The sequence below is a fragment of the Acinetobacter sp. AG1 genome, from assembly GCF_001005525.1.
In the GTDB taxonomy this organism is placed as follows: Bacteria; Pseudomonadota; Gammaproteobacteria; order Pseudomonadales; family Moraxellaceae; genus Acinetobacter; species Acinetobacter modestus.
Genome location: NZ_LBMZ01000093.1, coordinates 25,461 through 42,092, shown reverse-complemented (window position 1 = coordinate 42,092; position 16,632 = coordinate 25,461). Strand labels below are relative to the sequence as shown.

Annotated in this window: 16 protein-coding genes; 4 read left to right on the top strand and 12 right to left on the bottom strand. The window is 37.9% G+C overall.

Features of this window, described 5'->3' with window-relative positions:
• Nucleotides 1-153: 153 nt before the first annotated feature.
• The 12 genes from tatC to AAV96_RS04155 all read right to left on the bottom strand — a co-directional run bounded on the left by tatC (nt 154) and on the right by AAV96_RS04155 (nt 11,820).
• Entirely contained in the window at nt 154-921 is a 768-nt protein-coding gene (tatC, locus tag AAV96_RS04210; RefSeq protein ID WP_004660422.1) for a twin-arginine translocase subunit TatC, read from the bottom strand.
• Nucleotides 918-1,358, bottom strand: coding sequence for a Sec-independent protein translocase protein TatB (tatB, locus tag AAV96_RS04205; protein ID WP_046738416.1), 441 nt, complete (start codon nt 1,356-1,358; stop codon nt 918-920). Before tatB ends, tatC begins: the two co-directional genes overlap by 4 nt.
• Nucleotides 1,359-1,370: 12 nt before the next feature.
• Complete coding sequence (locus tag AAV96_RS04200) at nt 1,371-1,586, bottom strand: Sec-independent protein translocase subunit TatA (RefSeq protein ID WP_004660425.1); 216 nt, start codon at nt 1,584-1,586, stop codon at nt 1,371-1,373.
• Between the two features lie 238 nt (nt 1,587-1,824).
• On the bottom strand, nt 1,825-2,448 hold the full coding sequence (rdgB, locus tag AAV96_RS04195; RefSeq protein WP_046738415.1) for an RdgB/HAM1 family non-canonical purine NTP pyrophosphatase: 624 nt from the start codon (nt 2,446-2,448) through the stop codon (nt 1,825-1,827).
• Between the two features lie 114 nt (nt 2,449-2,562).
• A complete protein-coding gene (locus AAV96_RS04190) occupies nt 2,563-3,024 on the bottom strand; it encodes a hypothetical protein (RefSeq protein ID WP_046738414.1) in 462 nt (153 codons plus the stop codon).
• 94 nt (nt 3,025-3,118) lie between these two features.
• Nucleotides 3,119-3,706 (bottom strand): tetratricopeptide repeat protein, encoded by a 588-nt coding sequence (locus tag AAV96_RS04185; RefSeq protein WP_004660430.1) that lies wholly within the window; start codon nt 3,704-3,706, stop codon nt 3,119-3,121.
• The gene (gene metW, locus AAV96_RS04180; RefSeq protein ID WP_005219708.1) at nt 3,703-4,296 is read right to left on the bottom strand and encodes a methionine biosynthesis protein MetW; all 594 of its coding nucleotides are present in this window, start codon (nt 4,294-4,296) and stop codon (nt 3,703-3,705) included. Before metW ends, AAV96_RS04185 begins: the two co-directional genes overlap by 4 nt.
• Nucleotides 4,296-5,456: a homoserine O-succinyltransferase MetX gene (gene metX, locus AAV96_RS04175; protein ID WP_004660433.1), complete on the bottom strand. Its 1,161-nt coding sequence runs from the start codon at nt 5,454-5,456 to the stop codon at nt 4,296-4,298. Before metX ends, metW begins: the two co-directional genes overlap by 1 nt.
• A 103-nt stretch (nt 5,457-5,559) precedes the next feature.
• The gene (leuA, locus tag AAV96_RS04170) at nt 5,560-7,257 is read right to left on the bottom strand and encodes a 2-isopropylmalate synthase (protein ID WP_005219710.1); all 1,698 of its coding nucleotides are present in this window, start codon (nt 7,255-7,257) and stop codon (nt 5,560-5,562) included.
• Nucleotides 7,258-7,662: 405 nt separating this feature from the next.
• Nucleotides 7,663-8,766 carry an alpha-hydroxy acid oxidase gene (locus tag AAV96_RS04165; protein WP_046738413.1) on the bottom strand — a complete coding sequence of 368 codons (1,104 nt, stop codon included), beginning with the start codon at nt 8,764-8,766 and terminating at the stop codon, nt 7,663-7,665.
• Complete coding sequence (locus AAV96_RS04160; protein WP_046738412.1) at nt 8,766-9,449, bottom strand: Fe2+-dependent dioxygenase; 684 nt, start codon at nt 9,447-9,449, stop codon at nt 8,766-8,768. The genes AAV96_RS04165 and AAV96_RS04160 overlap by 1 nt, the downstream gene beginning before the upstream one ends.
• Nucleotides 9,450-9,546: 97 nt before the next feature.
• Nucleotides 9,547-11,820: a catecholate siderophore receptor Fiu gene (locus AAV96_RS04155; RefSeq protein WP_046738417.1), complete on the bottom strand. Its 2,274-nt coding sequence runs from the start codon at nt 11,818-11,820 to the stop codon at nt 9,547-9,549.
• Nucleotides 11,821-12,283: 463 nt separating this feature from the next.
• Between AAV96_RS04155 and tig the strand changes: the two genes are divergently transcribed.
• The 4 genes from tig to AAV96_RS04135 all read left to right on the top strand — a co-directional run bounded on the left by tig (nt 12,284) and on the right by AAV96_RS04135 (nt 16,623).
• Entirely contained in the window at nt 12,284-13,615 is a 1,332-nt protein-coding gene (gene tig, locus AAV96_RS04150) for a trigger factor (protein WP_046738411.1), read from the top strand.
• Nucleotides 13,616-13,811: 196 nt separating this feature from the next.
• The gene (gene clpP, locus AAV96_RS04145) at nt 13,812-14,417 is read left to right on the top strand and encodes an ATP-dependent Clp endopeptidase proteolytic subunit ClpP (protein WP_004660445.1); all 606 of its coding nucleotides are present in this window, start codon (nt 13,812-13,814) and stop codon (nt 14,415-14,417) included.
• A gap of 28 nt (nt 14,418-14,445) precedes the next feature.
• A complete protein-coding gene (gene clpX / locus AAV96_RS04140; protein ID WP_004660446.1) occupies nt 14,446-15,756 on the top strand; it encodes an ATP-dependent Clp protease ATP-binding subunit ClpX in 1,311 nt (436 codons plus the stop codon).
• Between the two features lie 150 nt (nt 15,757-15,906).
• Nucleotides 15,907-16,623 carry a DUF2846 domain-containing protein gene (locus AAV96_RS04135; RefSeq protein WP_046738410.1) on the top strand — a complete coding sequence of 239 codons (717 nt, stop codon included), beginning with the start codon at nt 15,907-15,909 and terminating at the stop codon, nt 16,621-16,623.
• The last annotated feature ends 9 nt before the right edge of the window (nt 16,624-16,632 follow it).

Below are 16,632 nucleotides of genomic sequence, written 5' to 3'. Positions count from 1 at the left end.
ATAAATCTAGATTGATTTTATGTTTGATAGATGACAATTTTTTGACACTTTTAAGGCAGTTTGAAGACAATTTAATTTTTATAAATATATAAAAAATATAAATTTAAAATAAAAAAATCCCTGAGGTTATTCAGGGATTGAACAGAGATATTATTATTCTGAAACTGCTTTGCGCTTTTCTAATATTTTTCCAAAAAGTAAACCGATTTCAAATAGCATCCACATCGGAACAGCCAGCATAATCATGGATAATGCATCAGGTGGTGTTACAAACATAGCTACGAAAAAGCATCCAACAACAATAAAACGGCGTTTTTCAACGAGGCTTTGTGTACTCACGACACCAATCAAAATCAGAACTAGAGTAATGATTGGAATTTCAAAGGTAAAACCGAAAACCAAGAATAGTTTTAAGCAGAAGCTTAGATAGCTATTAATATCTGTCATAGGTGCAACAGTTTCAGGAGACACGCTAATAAAGAAATGCAAAATAGCAGGTAGGGTAATGAAATAGGCGAATGCGACACCTAAGTAGAATAAAAGAATACTGCCAAATAGCAAAGGAATCGCTAAATGTTGTTCTTTTTCATATAGCGCAGGTTTTATAAATGACCAAATTTGATAAATGATATAGGGCATTGCCAGCATAAATGCGACGAATAAATTGAGTTTAAACGGTGCCATAAAGGTAGCTGTGACATCCGTCGCAATCATGGTTGATGTTGCGGGTAATTGTTGTCTCAATGGTTCAGACAGCCATTGATAGGTTTGATTTCTAAAAGGTAATAAACAAAAAAACAGAAAAATTGTTACGCCAACAATCTTAAAAAGATATTGGCGAAGTACGATTAAATGCTGCATGACCGGCATTTGTTGTAGGGTTTCTTCAGTACTGACTGAAGTTGATGGTAATTGACTCATACGGCAATCTTTAATTCGTTATCAAACTGATTCAACGATGGGTATGCTTCCATACCAATCACAGATGATTTTTGGTATTGAACACAAAAAGGAATAATAGAACTTGAGTGATATGGCACATAGCGAATCGAATTTTGAGATTTAGTTACTGATGGCGCAGCCTCTACCTCATGATTTTGAGTTTTCAATTCATCTAATTGTTTTTGTAGCCGACGTTCAAGCTCAGTAATCTTTTCAATTTCTTTTTGCATTTCTTCGCGGAACTCAGAAAGACGGAGCTCTCGATCAATTTCATTCTGAATATTGTTGATAAATTTTTTAATTTTCCCATACCATTTTGCTACAAATCGAGCAGCTTCAGGTAATTTATCAGGACCGAGAACCAATAATGCAATTACTGCAAAGCAAAAAATCTCAGTCATTCCCAAGTTCAGCATAATTCCGCTCGCTTAGCTTTTTACTGAGCTTTCAGCATTTTTAACTTGAGCATCAATGGTACGAGGCTCATTGAGTGGTGCAGCAACTTCATCTTCTTTAATAGACTTTTTGAAATCTTTAACAGCACCGCCAACATCTTTGCCTAAATTTTTAAGCTTTGATGTACCGAATAGTAAAATCACGACAATTGCAAAAATAACGACGTGCCAAATTGATAAACCAGCCATAATTCTATTCCTATATAACTTTGGTTATATCTCAACAGTTTGGCATGACAAAGATGTGACACTTATATTGCAATTTTGCGACAAAAAATTATGAGATTAAGTAGATTGATGGATAATTTTTTACTTTTTGGTTTGTAATCAATGCCTCGTTAAGGTGAGTTTTTACTCATTATTCAGTATTTTTATTCAATCTAGATTTAAATAATTTGCCCTAGGTTTTAGCTAGGGCAAATGATCTTTAAATCAAACTTGCTTTAAACAGCTGCATTGCTTGACCACGATGACTGATTTTATTTTTGTCAGCTTTGCTAAGTTCAGCACTTGAAAGATTGAGTTCTGGTAGCCAGAACAATGGATCATAGCCAAACCCATTCTCACCGCGTGCTGCTTCTAAAATCTCACCTTTCCAAATGCCTTGAAAGATTTGTGGCAATGGATCTTCGGCATGTGTGACCAGTACTAATACGCAAACAAACATGCCCTCAATCACTTCGCCGTCTTTACGGAAAGGTATAAGATCAGCTAAAAGCTTTTGGTTATTAGCAGCATCATTGCCATGCTCGCCCGCATAGCGCGCTGAATAAATTCCTGGTGCACCACCTAAAATCGGAACACAAATCCCAGAATCATCTGCAAGCGCAGGTTTACCTGAAAGTTTAGATGCATGACGTGCTTTGATAATGGCATTTTCAACAAAGCTGAGACCATCTTCAATCGCATCTTCAATATTCAGTTTGCCTTGAGGAATGATTTCGACAGGAAGATTGAGTTGTTGGAAGAGATGTTCAAATTCGACAACTTTACCTTTGTTATTACTTGCAAGGACAAGGCTGCCTTGGTTAAGCCATGATGGAGTAAACATATAAAATTTTAAATTCGCTTAGATTGAATAGGATTTTAGGGTGTTTCTACAGAATAGTGTAGAACTGAATGGTTGTATTCTAAAATCTAAAAAAGTCGCTTTCTTTTATTTTATCTAATTTTGATACAATTTTTTTAAATCTTCGATGAAACTTTTAAAAACCTCATCTGGTTCCGAAAGTGAATATCCTTCAAAGCTTAAGTAAAATTCATCATCATAATAGTTTAATAATTCATATAAATCTTCATTCTCTATAGTCTTAGATAAAGCCAAGAGCTTCTGAAGAAAAGGAAATAGAAGCTCTTGGCTTTTTACTAACTCAAGATGTTTTTCAATATAATCTTTTAAGAGGTTATTGACTGATTCCTTTGTTAAATCTGTATTAAATAGACTTCGGGATAATTGATTAAAATAGGTTGTAACTTGGTCTGAGGTTGATAAGAAACAGATATCTAAAGCTAAATCATTTGATGAATTTTTTTCTAATGTCTCAATTGCCCACCTTTGGATTTCTTCTGGTGTTATTGTTTCCAATTCTAGTTTTACTTTGAATATCGCCTTTTCTATATTGCTCATTTAATAAACTTAATTAAATATGAATGTTATCAATATAATAAAAAACCGACTCTTACAAGTCGGTTTTTAAATCACTTCATAGATTGAGGCAAGACTATTGGGCTTGAATCCATTTATCAGCACGGTCACGTGCAGTACGAATCTGGTCTTGAGTTAAGTTTGCAGCCAACGCTGTTTTCTTACCTTCAGAAAGACTGATGACTTTAGTATCCAGCATACCGTCACGTGTTGAAAGCTCATACCATTGGTAAGCACCAACATAGTTTTTCTTTTGTTCTTCCATCATCGCGAGATTAAAGCTGGCACGGTTATCGCCATTACTCGCAGCTTTCTCGAAATATTTACGCGCCAAAGCTTCATCTTTCTTCGTACCGATGCCATCTGCATACATACGACCGACATTTAACTGTGCAGCAGATAAACCTTGATCTGCTGCTGCTTTAAATAAAGAAAAAGCTTGTTTCTCATCTTTAGCAACGTCTTTACCATACTGATAACGTGTTGCTAGATAAAATTGTGCCCCAGCTTGACCAGATTTTGCTGCGCTTTGTAATTCACTGATACTCATAACTGAATATCGTGCTGCCTGTGTTGCAACCGATTGGGGTTGAGCAACATAGTCAGCATGCGCTTGTATACTGATCAGACCAAATAAAAATGTGCTGATAAATGTCTTTTTCATAGAGCGCTCACTCGATAAATTGCGACTTCACCAAATAGGTTCGGCATATGCTTACTGAGCACACTACCTTGTTGGTCACCATTAACGGCAAGTCGATTAATAATTTTAATCCGATTCTCAGCACATAAGGCTTCAAAGTCACGGAAAGTACATAAATGAATATTCGGGGTGTTATACCACATATAGGGTAAAGCTTCCGAAACAGGCATTTTACCTTTTAATGCAAGAAAAGAACGTGTCTTCCAATACGCAAAGTTTGGAAAGGTAATAATCGCCTGTTTGCCAACACGCACCATATCACGAAGTAATACATCAGGTGCATCTACAGCTTGCAAAGCTTGTGCCATGACTACAGAATCAAAAGATTGGTCGGCAAAACGGCTTAAACCTAAGTTTAAGTCCTGTTGAATAATATTTAACCCCCGACTGATCGCAATTGCAATCTTTTCTTGATCAATTTCTAAGCCATAAGCACGAATATTGTGCTGTTTGCTCATATGAGCCAGTAATTCACCATCACCACAGCCTAAGTCTAATACGCTAGAGTTCGGACTGATCCATTTTTCAGCGAGTCGTTGATCTATTCGCATTAGTGCTGCTCCTGCGGTGTAGCTTGCAACTGTTGTTCTCCACCTAAAAATGCTCTTAATGTTTTCACATAGAGTGGGATAGGGAACAAGAACGAATCATGACCTTGTTCCGCATCAATATCTAAGTAACTGACGGGCTTATGATTATCAATTAAAGCATCAACTAATTCTTGTGAACGACTTGGGCTAAAACGCCAGTCAGTCGTAAATGAAACCACCAAGAATTGGCACTTCGGTTGACTCATTGCCTTTGTTAATGAATGTTCATATTCACGAGAAGGATCAAAGTAATCCAAGGCCTTGGTCATAATCAAGTAAGTATTTGCATCGAAATTGCGGCTAAATTGTTCGCCTTGGTAACGCAAATAGCTTTCCACTTGGAATTCGACATCAAAACCATACATAAATTTGCCAGATTTCAAATCACGACCAAATTTCTGTTTCATGGCTTCTTCAGACAAATACGTAATATGACCGACCATACGTGCCAAAATTAATCCACGTTTTGGATAACTGTCATTTTCCAAGTAACGCCCATGATGGAAATCTGGATCAGAGAGAATCGATTGGCGAGCAACTTCATTAAAGGCAATATTTTGAGCTGATAATTTTGGTGCACTGGCGATAATGACGCATTTTTTTAAACGATCAGCATAGTCCAATGACCATTGTAGTGCTTGCATGCCACCTAAAGAACCACCAATCACGGCGAACCACACATCAATTCCAAGGCGATCAGATAGCATGGCTTGGGTCTTTACCCAGTCACGAACAGTGACTAATGGAAAATCTGGGCCATAAGGACGATTTTCGTTTTCAGGATTTGGCGATGTTGGGCCTGTTGAACCATTACAACCACCAATATTATTTAAAGAAACAATAAAAAAATGATTGGTATCAATCGCTTTACCGGGACCAATACAGCTATCCCACCAACCTGCTTTTTTATCATCTGCATGATGATAACCCGCAGCATGATGATGCCCGGATAATGCATGGCAAATTAAGATTGCATTGGATTTATCTGCATTAAGTGTTCCATAGGTTTCAACCATCAAATCAAAACGTGGCAGGATACGCCCACATTCAAGCTCTAATGGTTGCTCAAATTGAAATTTTTGTGGTGTGACTAAACCCACTGAATCCGATGGAAAAGACACTGGAATGATTCGCCTTGTATAAATCTTTGATCAATAATAAAAGGATACCAATTCAGGTATCCTTTCAAAAGTCATTTTTTCTGATATTACAACTCAGCTTTGCTTAAACTGCCGCAGCAGCAACTTGCTCAGTTGTAAGTACGCCTTGTTCAATTAAACGATTGGTACATGCAATAATCGCTTCAATCGATGAGGTGACAATGTTGTCATGAATCCCTGCACCAAAGGCATTTTTACCTGTGCCTTTGACTTGAAGTTCAATCAAGGCAAGTGCTTTAGCATTTGCACCAGAACTGATACTACGTTCTTCATAATTTACAACATCAATTGGCAATTGTAACGCATCGAGCATCGCCGAAATTGGGCCGTTACCTTCACCACGTAAACGTTGTACTTCACCGTCAATTTCAATATCTAATTCAATGATTTGTGTACCATTAATATCGGATAACTGATAATGTTTGGTTTGATAATGGCTATTTTTTACATCCACATAGGTATTTTGGAATAAGGTCCAGATTTCATGTGCACTAATTTCTGTACCGTTTTCATCAGTATGTTGCTGTACGATTTGGCTGAACTCGATTTGTACTCGGCGTGGTAAAGCAACGTTGTAATTTGATTCCAATAAGTAAGCAATACCACCTTTACCAGATTGGCTGTTGACACGAATCACCGCATCATAGTCACGACCTAAATCTTTAGGGTCGATTGGTAAGTACGGCATATCCCAGATCTCTTCGTTTTTCTGGAATTCAAAGCCTTTTTTAATCGCATCTTGGTGTGAACCAGAGAAAGCGGTAAAGACTAAATCACCTGCATATGGATGACGAGGGTGCACAGGTAAACCTGTACATTCTTCAACTGTTGCAATGATTTCATTGATATTTGAGAAGTCTAAGTTTGGTGCAACACCTTGGGTATACATGTTTAAGGCAATCGCAGCAACATCGACGTTACCTGTACGTTCACCATTACCAAACACGCAACCTTCAACACGGTCAGCACCCGCCATAATCGCCAATTCAGAAGCAGCAATACCACAACCACGGTCATTGTGACAGTGGACTGAGATAATCACACCATCACGACGCGCCAAGTTACGGTGCATCCATTCGATTTGATCGGCATAGACATTCGGCGTTGAAACCTCAACCGTTGCAGGCAAGTTCAAGATCACCTTATTGGTTGGAGACGCTTCCCAAATTTCCGTGACCGCATCACAGACATCTTTGGCAACTTCCAATTCTGTTGCAGAAAAACACTCTGGACTATATTGGAAAATCCATTCAGTTGCAGGGTATTGTGCTGCGTATTCTTTAACTTTATTTGCTGCATTAATTGCAAGTTGCTTTGCGCCGTTTGCATCTACATTCAACACTTTTTGACGGAATGTTGGTGAGTTTGAATTGTAGATATGCACGATCGCACGTTTAGCATCAACTAATGCTTCAAAAGTGCGCGCAATTAAATGATCTCGAGCTTGAACCAAAACTTCGATGTACACATCTTCTGGAATCAAATCTTCTTCAATTAACTTACGAGTAAAGTCAAAGTCAATTTGAGATGCTGAAGGGAAACCAATTTCAATATGTTTGAAGCCGATTTTAACCAACATATGAAACATTTTTAATTTTTGATCCATATCCATTGGTTCAAAAATCGCTTGGTTACCATCACGAAGATCGGTGCTCATCCAAATCGGTGCTTGGTTAATTTCGTTATTTGGCCATTGACGATCTGGTAAATCCACTCGTTGATACATACGGCGGTATTTTTTGCTTGGGTCAGCCAACATCATGAGATAACTCCTTGTTGTAGCATGGGTTGCTGCTTCAAAATAAATGCAACGTGCTACGAATATATATGGTGTCTATAAGAATTAATTTAAAGTGAATTCGGGGATCGAGTGCCTAAATAAAGTAGGCGAAAAATTTATACGCGCGCGAGGCGCAGCATCAGGAGAGCAGTGAGTAGTTTTATATCAGACGGATGGCTAAGATCATCACTCGTTTTCATTATCTACCGTTCAAAGCAAAAGTATTGGGTTTTGCAGTTATCTTAATCACCTAATTTGAATCAGTCTAGGTGAATATACAAGCGACTGCAGTGGTCTATAATTTATTTTAATTCGAATGGATGGAAAATATTTTCCTATTTTTTGCATAAAAATAAAATTTAAAGAAAATATTTCCCGTTAATATGCTTAAGGCTGATAAATATAGTCTTGATTAATGTCCTTTATGGTAGCGGTTCCCATAAGTGCCATCGTGATTTCAAATTCTTCCTTTAACATGCGGATGACATGAGCAACACCTAAAGCGCCTGCTGTTGCTAAACCATAAATATAAGGGCGTCCAATCATTACGGCATTTGCACCTAATGCAATTGCTTTGAAGATATCTGTACCACGTCGAATTCCACCATCTAATAATACAGGGTAATCAGGAGGAACAATTGCACGAATTTTTTGTAATGCAACTAAAGGTGGAATAGTCGTATCTACAATGCGCCCACCATGATTAGAAACAATAATCCCAGACACACCATGATCGAGGGCTTTCTGAGCATCGGCAGGATGTAGTATTCCTTTTAAGATTACAGGTAAATGTGTATTTGCAATCACCCAAGCAATATCCGCCCACTTAGGCGCAATTTGCATTAAGCCTTGAAATAGTTGGCTTTCGGATGGTGATACATCAGGAAAGCTTAAATGGGTAGGAGTGTGTGGATGTTGCATTTCTTCTGGTAGCTGAAAGAATAACTTACGTTCCCGATCTCGGATACCCACGTGGGGAGCATCGACCGTAATCACAATTGCACGATAACCTGATTGTTCAGCTTGTTTGATTAAGGTTAACGATTTTTCTCTGCATCCTTGCCAATACAATTGAAACCATTTATATGGATTTTCTAGTTTCAACTGTGCCATATGTGTATTTGTGAATGTACTTAATACAAAGTTACTTTGCATAAGTTCAGCTGCGAGAGCAGATGCAGCTTCTGCTTGAGGATGAAAAAGTGCTTGGTGGCCAATCGGTGCAAGGAAAATAGGATGCGGATATTCCATCCCAAATAATTGAAAACGAGTATTACCTTGTGTTAAGTCATTTAGATGTCTAGGAATCAATTGAATATTTTGAAATTGTTGGCAATTATTTTGCACGCTAATTTCATGCATCGCTCCACCATTTAAGTATCCCCAAATGTCCTTGCTAACATGGTGCTGAGCTTGCTGTTGATAGTCAGAAATTGTTTGAATATACGAAGGAATAGTATTTAAAGCGGGTGTAGGGATCTGGTCATGCATTATAAATCCCCCCATTGTCTTAACAAATTATGATAATGGCTGGTTAAACTAACAACTTCTTCTGTATCGCCCAATTGTTGTCTTAGTTTGATAATGGTCATGTCTAAATTGAATAGCATCGTTCGCTGCCAGTCATCTTTAACCATGCTTTGAATCCATGTGAATGCTGCGATTCTACGTCCTTGTGTCACAGGTTCAACACGATGCAAACTTGTTGCTGGGTAAACAATTGCATCTCCTGCATCGAGTTTCACTTCATGGCTGCCGTAAGTATCTTCGATAATCAGTTCCCCACCTTCATATTCATCAGGTTCAGATAAAAAGACGGTGATAGACACATCAGTACGAATCATTTGCCCTGTTTTTGCAGAATATTGAATCGAATTATCAACATGGTTGCCATAATTGCCTTGATTTTGATAGCAGTTAAACATTGGCAATAATGTATGTTTAGGAAGGGCAGCTGAACGCAAAAGCAGATTTTGTTGTAATGCACTCAAAACAAAATGGCTAACAGATTCATATACATCACTCTGTATATCGACTTGTAAATTATTTTTAATTTTTTGTGCTTGTGGACCTGCACTATGTGTACCGTCAATCCAAACTGATTGTTGTTGTATTTGTTCACGTAGCTCAGCAACTTGATGCTTATTGAGTACTTGGGGGATATGCAACATCATATTTTGAATCTTCCAAAAAATACAACCTGTCAAAAATTATAGCTTTTTTGACAGGCTGTGTTCATTTATTCAATCATGATGAATTAAATAAAATGACTTAGAATTTGTAGTTAAAGGTTAATGCAGCAGAACGTGGCTGACCAAGTACGAAACGACTACCGCCATTATTTAAAGCACTAATGTAATCTTTATCAGCTAAGTTATAGACATTTAGATTCACAGAAGCATTCTTGTTAAAGCTATAACCCGCCATTGCATCAAATACAATATAAGATGGAACTTTAGGCATATTTGCTGGAGCTGTACTATCTGTGATCACACGTTTTTGTTCATCAACATAACGTGCGCCTAGGCCTAACTTAAAACCTGCAATATCATAGGTTGTCCATAATGAAGCAGTCCAGTCTGGAGACCAACGTACCGAATCGGTAGCAGTTTTTTCACCCGTTGTGGTATTGAAACTTTGTTGATTTTTTTGCTTAGTTTTCATATGAGCAATGCCCGCAGAAATATTCCAAGCATCTGTAATTTGACCGACGATACCAAGTTCTAAGCCTTGAACACGTGTTTTGCCTTCTTGAATAGATTCTTTCGTGATTGGATCTTGGGTAAACTGATTTTCATTCTCAGTATGGTAAATCGCACTAGTTAATGCTAATTTATTCTTTAATACATCCCATTTTCCACCCACTTCATAGTGATTAGTTTTTTGTGGTTTAGCCGCTGAACTATTAGCTCCTGTGTCCGATAAGCTAAAGTTTGCACTTCCTGGTGGAGTCAATGATTTAGCGTAAGACACATAAAGGCTGCTATTTTCGGTTGGTTTGAATAAAGTACCTAATTTCCAGCTCACCAAAGTATCGTGTGCTTTGAGATTAGTGGGAGTTTTAGTAATCGCAAGGGTGGTTGCATTCGTTGCAACAGCTAAAGCCTCATAATCTGTATGATAGTAATCAAGACGTACACCACCATTAAACTGTAAACGATTATCTAATAGTTTTACCGTATCAAATAAATAAGCTGCGGCTGTTTTGGTTTCACCATCACTATATGCACCTGTATAAACCAATTCAGGCATTACATCATCATGGTTAGGATTATAGAGATTTGCAGCAGGCGTTGTAGGAGCTTTTGTTCCTGGTTTTTGAGTAGATAAAGTACGAGAGATTTGTTGTTCTTGTAAAAACTCTAAGCCAGCAACTAAATCATGTTCAACAGCGCCAGTTTTAAAATTAATATTTAAAGCAGAGACATTCGCGAGAATCTTATTTTCTTGATCTACACCTTGATGAGATCGAGCAACAGTCCAATCATTTGGATTATTCGATTGTTGAGCAGGTGTTGTATTCGGTATTGTTCGGCTAAGCCCATTAATTCCCGTTAATGCGCGATTCATTTGAGATTTACCGTAACGAGTGGTGTTGGTAAATTTAATACTTTCCCCAAAATCACTTTCGATTTTAGCTGTGAACATATCAGCATCAATATCTTCATAATCATTGATGCTGCCGTAGTAGTTTGAACGATTTACTTCTTTTGCGTTATTTAACTGTGCGTCACTGTTATAGAAGCCTTTCATACCTACAGTTGGAATACCGCCATCAGGAATATTATTCTGACGGATATGTTGAGAATACAAATACAGACGAGTATCGCTGTCTAATCCGAATGCAATTGATGGCGCAATTGCCCAACCGTTATTCTCTATAACATCTCGACCTTCGACACCACCATCTTGCCCCATCACGTTTAAGCGGATTGCGGTACTTTCGCTAATTGCCTGATTAATATCAGCCGTTAAACGCGCATTTTCTGCTGTGTTATAACGTGCAGAGACTTCACTGCTATTTTCAGCTTTAGGTAATTTAGTGACTAAATTGATATAACCAGAAGCAGAGCCACGACCAGCTTCAGCACCTGAAGGACCTTTGACAACTTCAATTTGCTCTAAGTTAAATACATCACGACTTACAGCACCAAGATCACGAATTCCATCTACATAAGTCGAAGTTTGAGTCGAAAAACCACGCATTTGGAAAGTATCACCTGCACTGGTATTTCCATTTTCACCCATTTGTAGGGTAATTCCAGGTGTATTTCGCAATGCCTCCACTAAAGAAGCAGCCCCTTGTTCTTGTAAAATTTCTTTTTTAATTACTTGAATCGTTTGAGGTGTGTCCACTAAAGGTTGTGTGTACTTTGGGGAACTAACGGTATTGGCTTTATAGATCTCTTGTGCTGTCACTTCAATGGTTGGAAGTTGAGTCACTTTTTCTTCTTTAGTTGCCGCATGACTGACTAAAGGTAGACTTGCTGCAAGTGCAACTAACGGTGTTGTAGCAATATGTTTACGGCTTTTGATTTTTGCCATGAGAGAACCCCCGAAATTAAACAGATGAATGACAGAGCTTTTGATCATTTTAAACTTTCACAAAAAGTGTAGTAAAAGTGAGTGGATTGTTAAGCTATGTAACATTTTGTGAGAAGTCTAATGATAATTATTATTATTATCAATTGTGATTTTGGCTGTATAATGAATTGTATAGTCTTAAACTTATGATATTTATAATTTAATTTTGTAATTGGTATTACGGTTGTTTTTGATAATGAGAATCAGTATTAACGATTGATTTATTTAATGCTATGTTTTTTATACTTAAATGATCATTTTAAAATTGTTAGTTTGATTTTTTAGGTTGAGAATTTAAATATTGTTTTTCTGGCAAATTAGGAAAAATAGGGAATTTTGATCATCTGATTTTGTATATCCAGAAAGTTGTCATATAATGTGGCACTTTTAAAAATGTTACTACTAACTATATATCGAGGAAGCCATGCAAGTAACGACTGAAGCGGTTTCGGGCGTTGCCCGTCGTTTAAATGTTTCTGTACCGACGAGCCGTGTTAACGAGCAATTTGAAGCTCGCTTAAAACGCACTGCCAAAACTGTGAAGATCAACGGCTTCCGTCCAGGTAAAGTGCCTTTAAATGTTGTTCGCCGTGAATATGGTGCGAGCATTTATCAAGAAGTTGTGAATGACATCATTCGTGACACAGTATTCGAAGCAATTCAACAAGAAAAAATCAATGCGGTCGGCATGCCGAACATTGAAAAAGTTGAAAACAAAGATGATGCTTTAGTTTTTGAAGCAACTGTAGAAGTTTATCCAGAAGTAGAAGTGAAAGCTTTTGCTGACTTAGAAGTTGAACGTAAATCATCAGAAATCAACGATGCTGATGTTGATGTAATGATTGAAAACTTGCAAAAACAACGTGCTTCTTGGACTGAAACTAAAGGCATGGCGAAAAAAGACATGCAAGTGACTTTCGATTTTGAAGGTACAGTTGATGGTGAGAAGTTTGAAGGCGGCGCTGCTGAAGACTTTAAACTTGTTCTTGGTTCTGGTCGTATGATTCCAGGCTTTGAAGATGGCATCATCGGGATGAAGAAAGGCGAAGAGAAAGTGATTGATGTTACTTTCCCTGAAGATTACCAAGCTGAAAACTTAGCGGGTAAAGCAGCTCAATTCAAAATCACTGTGAAGCTTGTTGAAAAACAAAAACTTCCAGAGATTGATGCTGAATTCTTAAAAATCTTTGGTTTAACTGAAGAAGAAGGCGTAGATAAGTTAAAAGCTGACGTTCGTAAAAATATGGAACGTGAAGTTCGCAACGGTCTTCGTAACCAAGTTAAACAAGCTGCATTTGATGCACTTGTCGCTGCAAACGAAATTGAAGTTCCAGCTTCTATGGTTGCTCAAGAAATTGACCGTCAACGTCAACAAATGATTCAACAGTTCACTCAACAGTTTGGTGCTCAAGGTGCAGGTGCATTTGATAGCAGTATGCTTCCAGATGAGTTGTTCAAAGAACAAGCTGAAAAATCAGTGAAGCTTGGTGTATTGGTTAGCAAAGTATTAGCTGATGCTAAACTTGAAGTTGATCAAGCACGTGTTGAAGCTTACATCGATGACATGGCTTCTTCTTATGAAGATCCAACAGAAGTTGTTGAATACTTCAAAAATGATAAACAACAACGTGCTCAAATCGAAGCAGTTGTGTTAGAAGACCAAGTTGTTGACCACATTTTAGCTGCTGCTAAAGTAAATGATGTTCCAGTAAGTTACGAAGACTTATTGAAAGAACAACAAGCTCGTCGTGGCTAATCTTTTAAAAGTTCAGAAGAAAGGCGCTTAATGCGCCTTTTTTTATCCGTGTTATGAAAGTGTTAATTTATCGAAAAATTGCCAGCTTTTAGTCTAAATAGTCGAATATTTAGGGTTGAACCTTTTGCAATTTCAGCGATTATCCCTCATATTGTTGGCATGATCGAGTCACAATAATTTAGGAATAAATAAACATATGTATGTTCCAACAATTGAAAATGCTTTAGTTCCAGTGGTCGTTGAACAGTCATCACGTGGTGAGCGTTCATTTGATATTTTCTCACGTTTGTTACGTGAGCGTGTGATCTTTTTGACAGGTGAAGTTGAAGATAACATGGCAAATCTTATCGTTGCGCAGATGTTATTTTTAGAAGCTGAGAATCCAGAGAAAGATATCCATCTTTATATCAACTCACCGGGAGGCTCAGTAACTGCTGGTATGGCAATTTATGACACTATGCAGTTTATTAAGCCAGATGTTGTTACATATTGCATGGGACAAGCGGCTTCAATGGGTGCATTCTTATTGAATGCGGGTGCTAAAGGAAAACGTTACTGTCTTGAAAATGCACGCGTGATGATTCACCAACCACTCGGTGGTTTCCGTGGTCAAGCGTCTGATATCGAAATTCATGCACGTGAAATTCTTTATATCAAAGAGCGTCTAAACCGTTTGATGGCTGAGCATAGTGGTCAAGATTATGAAAGAATTGCACGTGACACAGATCGTGACAATTTTATGACTGCACAAGCAGCCAAAGAATATGGTTTAGTTGACCAAGTATTAAGCAAACGTCCCTAGTTTTTAAGATTTAAGTTGTGGAGTAAATATGTCCGAACATCCTCAAGGACAAAAGCATTGTTCATTTTGTGGTAAGACACAATCTGAAGTTGGAAAATTGATTGCAGGTGAGGACGCATATATTTGTAATGAGTGTGTGGATGTCTGCTTAGATTTAGTGCAAACCAGTCAACAAGTTGAAGCAGGTGACTGGGCGACTAAAGCTTTGCCTAAACCACATGAGATACGTGCTGCGTTGGATCAATATGTCATTGGACAAGATGTTGCAAAGAAAACACTATCTGTTGCGGTCTATAATCATTATAAGCGTTTGAAAGTTGGTCAGTCACATCATGCACATCAAGATATTGAGATTGCGAAAAGTAATATCTTGTTAATTGGACCAACGGGTTCAGGTAAGACCTTACTTGCGCAAACTCTTGCACGCTTATTGGATGTTCCTTTTGCCATGGCAGATGCAACGACACTCACAGAAGCGGGTTATGTGGGTGAAGATGTTGAAAACATCGTACAAAAGTTATTGCAGAAAGCGGACTACGATGTAGAAAAAGCGCAGAAAGGTATTATCTATATTGATGAGATTGATAAGATTACCCGTAAATCGGAGAATCCATCAATTACTCGTGATGTATCGGGTGAAGGTGTACAACAAGCATTATTGAAAATGATTGAAGGCACCGTTGCTTCTATTCCGCCACAAGGTGGTCGTAAGCATCCGCAACAAGAATTCATTCAAATTGATACCTCAAATATTTTATTTATTTGCGGTGGTGCATTCTCTGGTTTAGAGAAAATTGTACAACAACGTCAAGAGAAAGGCGGTATTGGATTCACGGCTGATGTGAAGAATAAGGATGACAGTAAAAAAGTCTCTGAGTTGTTCCGTCAAGTTGAAGCAACTGATTTAGTCAAATTTGGTTTGATTCCTGAGTTTATTGGTCGTTTACCTGTGATTGCAACTTTAGAAGAACTGGATGAAGAAGCATTAATGCAAATTCTGACAGAGCCTAAAAATGCATTAACTCGCCAATATCAGTATCTTTTCACGATGGAAAATGTTGATCTTGTCTTTGATGAATCTGCATTGCGTGCTGTAGCGAAGAAAGCACTTGAACGAAATACGGGTGCGCGTGGCTTACGTTCAATTTTAGAAAACGTTTTGCTAGAAACCATGTATGACTTACCAAGTCGTAGTGATGTGGGGACGGTTATTGTGGATGAGGCTGTGATTAATGGTACAGCTAAGCCAACATTTAAAGCTGAACGTTTACCACAAGTGACAACACCTGAATTAGTTGAAAAGAAAGATTTGAAAGTAATTGATTCAAAATCTGCTTAATTCTCATTCATCTAAAAAGCATGAAAGGTTAGACTTTTCATGCTTTTTTTATTTGCAATTAATTAATGAGGTGTTAATCTTAAAAATTGGAAAATCCGCATAGTTTTGCGCTGTTAAAAATAAATCCAAGAAAACGCCTTGAGGGATATCATGCGTTATTTAATATTGTCATTATGTTGTGCAGGGGTGTTGGCTGGCTGTCAAAGTCATAAGGCGGTTGAAGAAAATTCAACAGTACTCACAGCGACTTTACCTCCAGTAGATACAGCAAAAGAACCAGGGCTATCTGATCAGTATCATGTTGGTGGTTTTACCATAGGTGGATGGGTCAATCAAAAATTAGGTCAATATTACACACCGATCAAACCACAGAATGAGCAAGCGGCAGTGGTATATTTATATCGCCCAGATACGCGCTGGAATCGCCAAGAAATTGCTGCTGCAAATTTATTTATTAACGGTCATCGAATTCCAAGCCTATTACATAATCATTATTATTGGGTAGAACTACCAGCAGGGACATATCGTCTGAGTGTCAGCCGTCCATTGGCAGGGCTACATTTTCAAAAACCAAAATATGTAGATTTTACGGTTGATGCATCACAAACGTATTTTATTAAATACGATGAAGAAAATAAGATTTCTCGTAGTGAACATACGGGGCCATTTATGATTATGCCTGATAAAGTTGCACATCAAGAAATCGCATTTACACGTTTAAAATCATCGAGCTATAACTTTGTAGCACAAGATGCCTCAGGTAAAATTCGGTCTAAGCCCCAAGAGTTAAAGCCAGCTAAGTATGATGAAAAGTCTGAGGTACTATTGGTTAAGCCATTTAAACTTTGGAATCCATTGACGTGGTAGTCGATATTG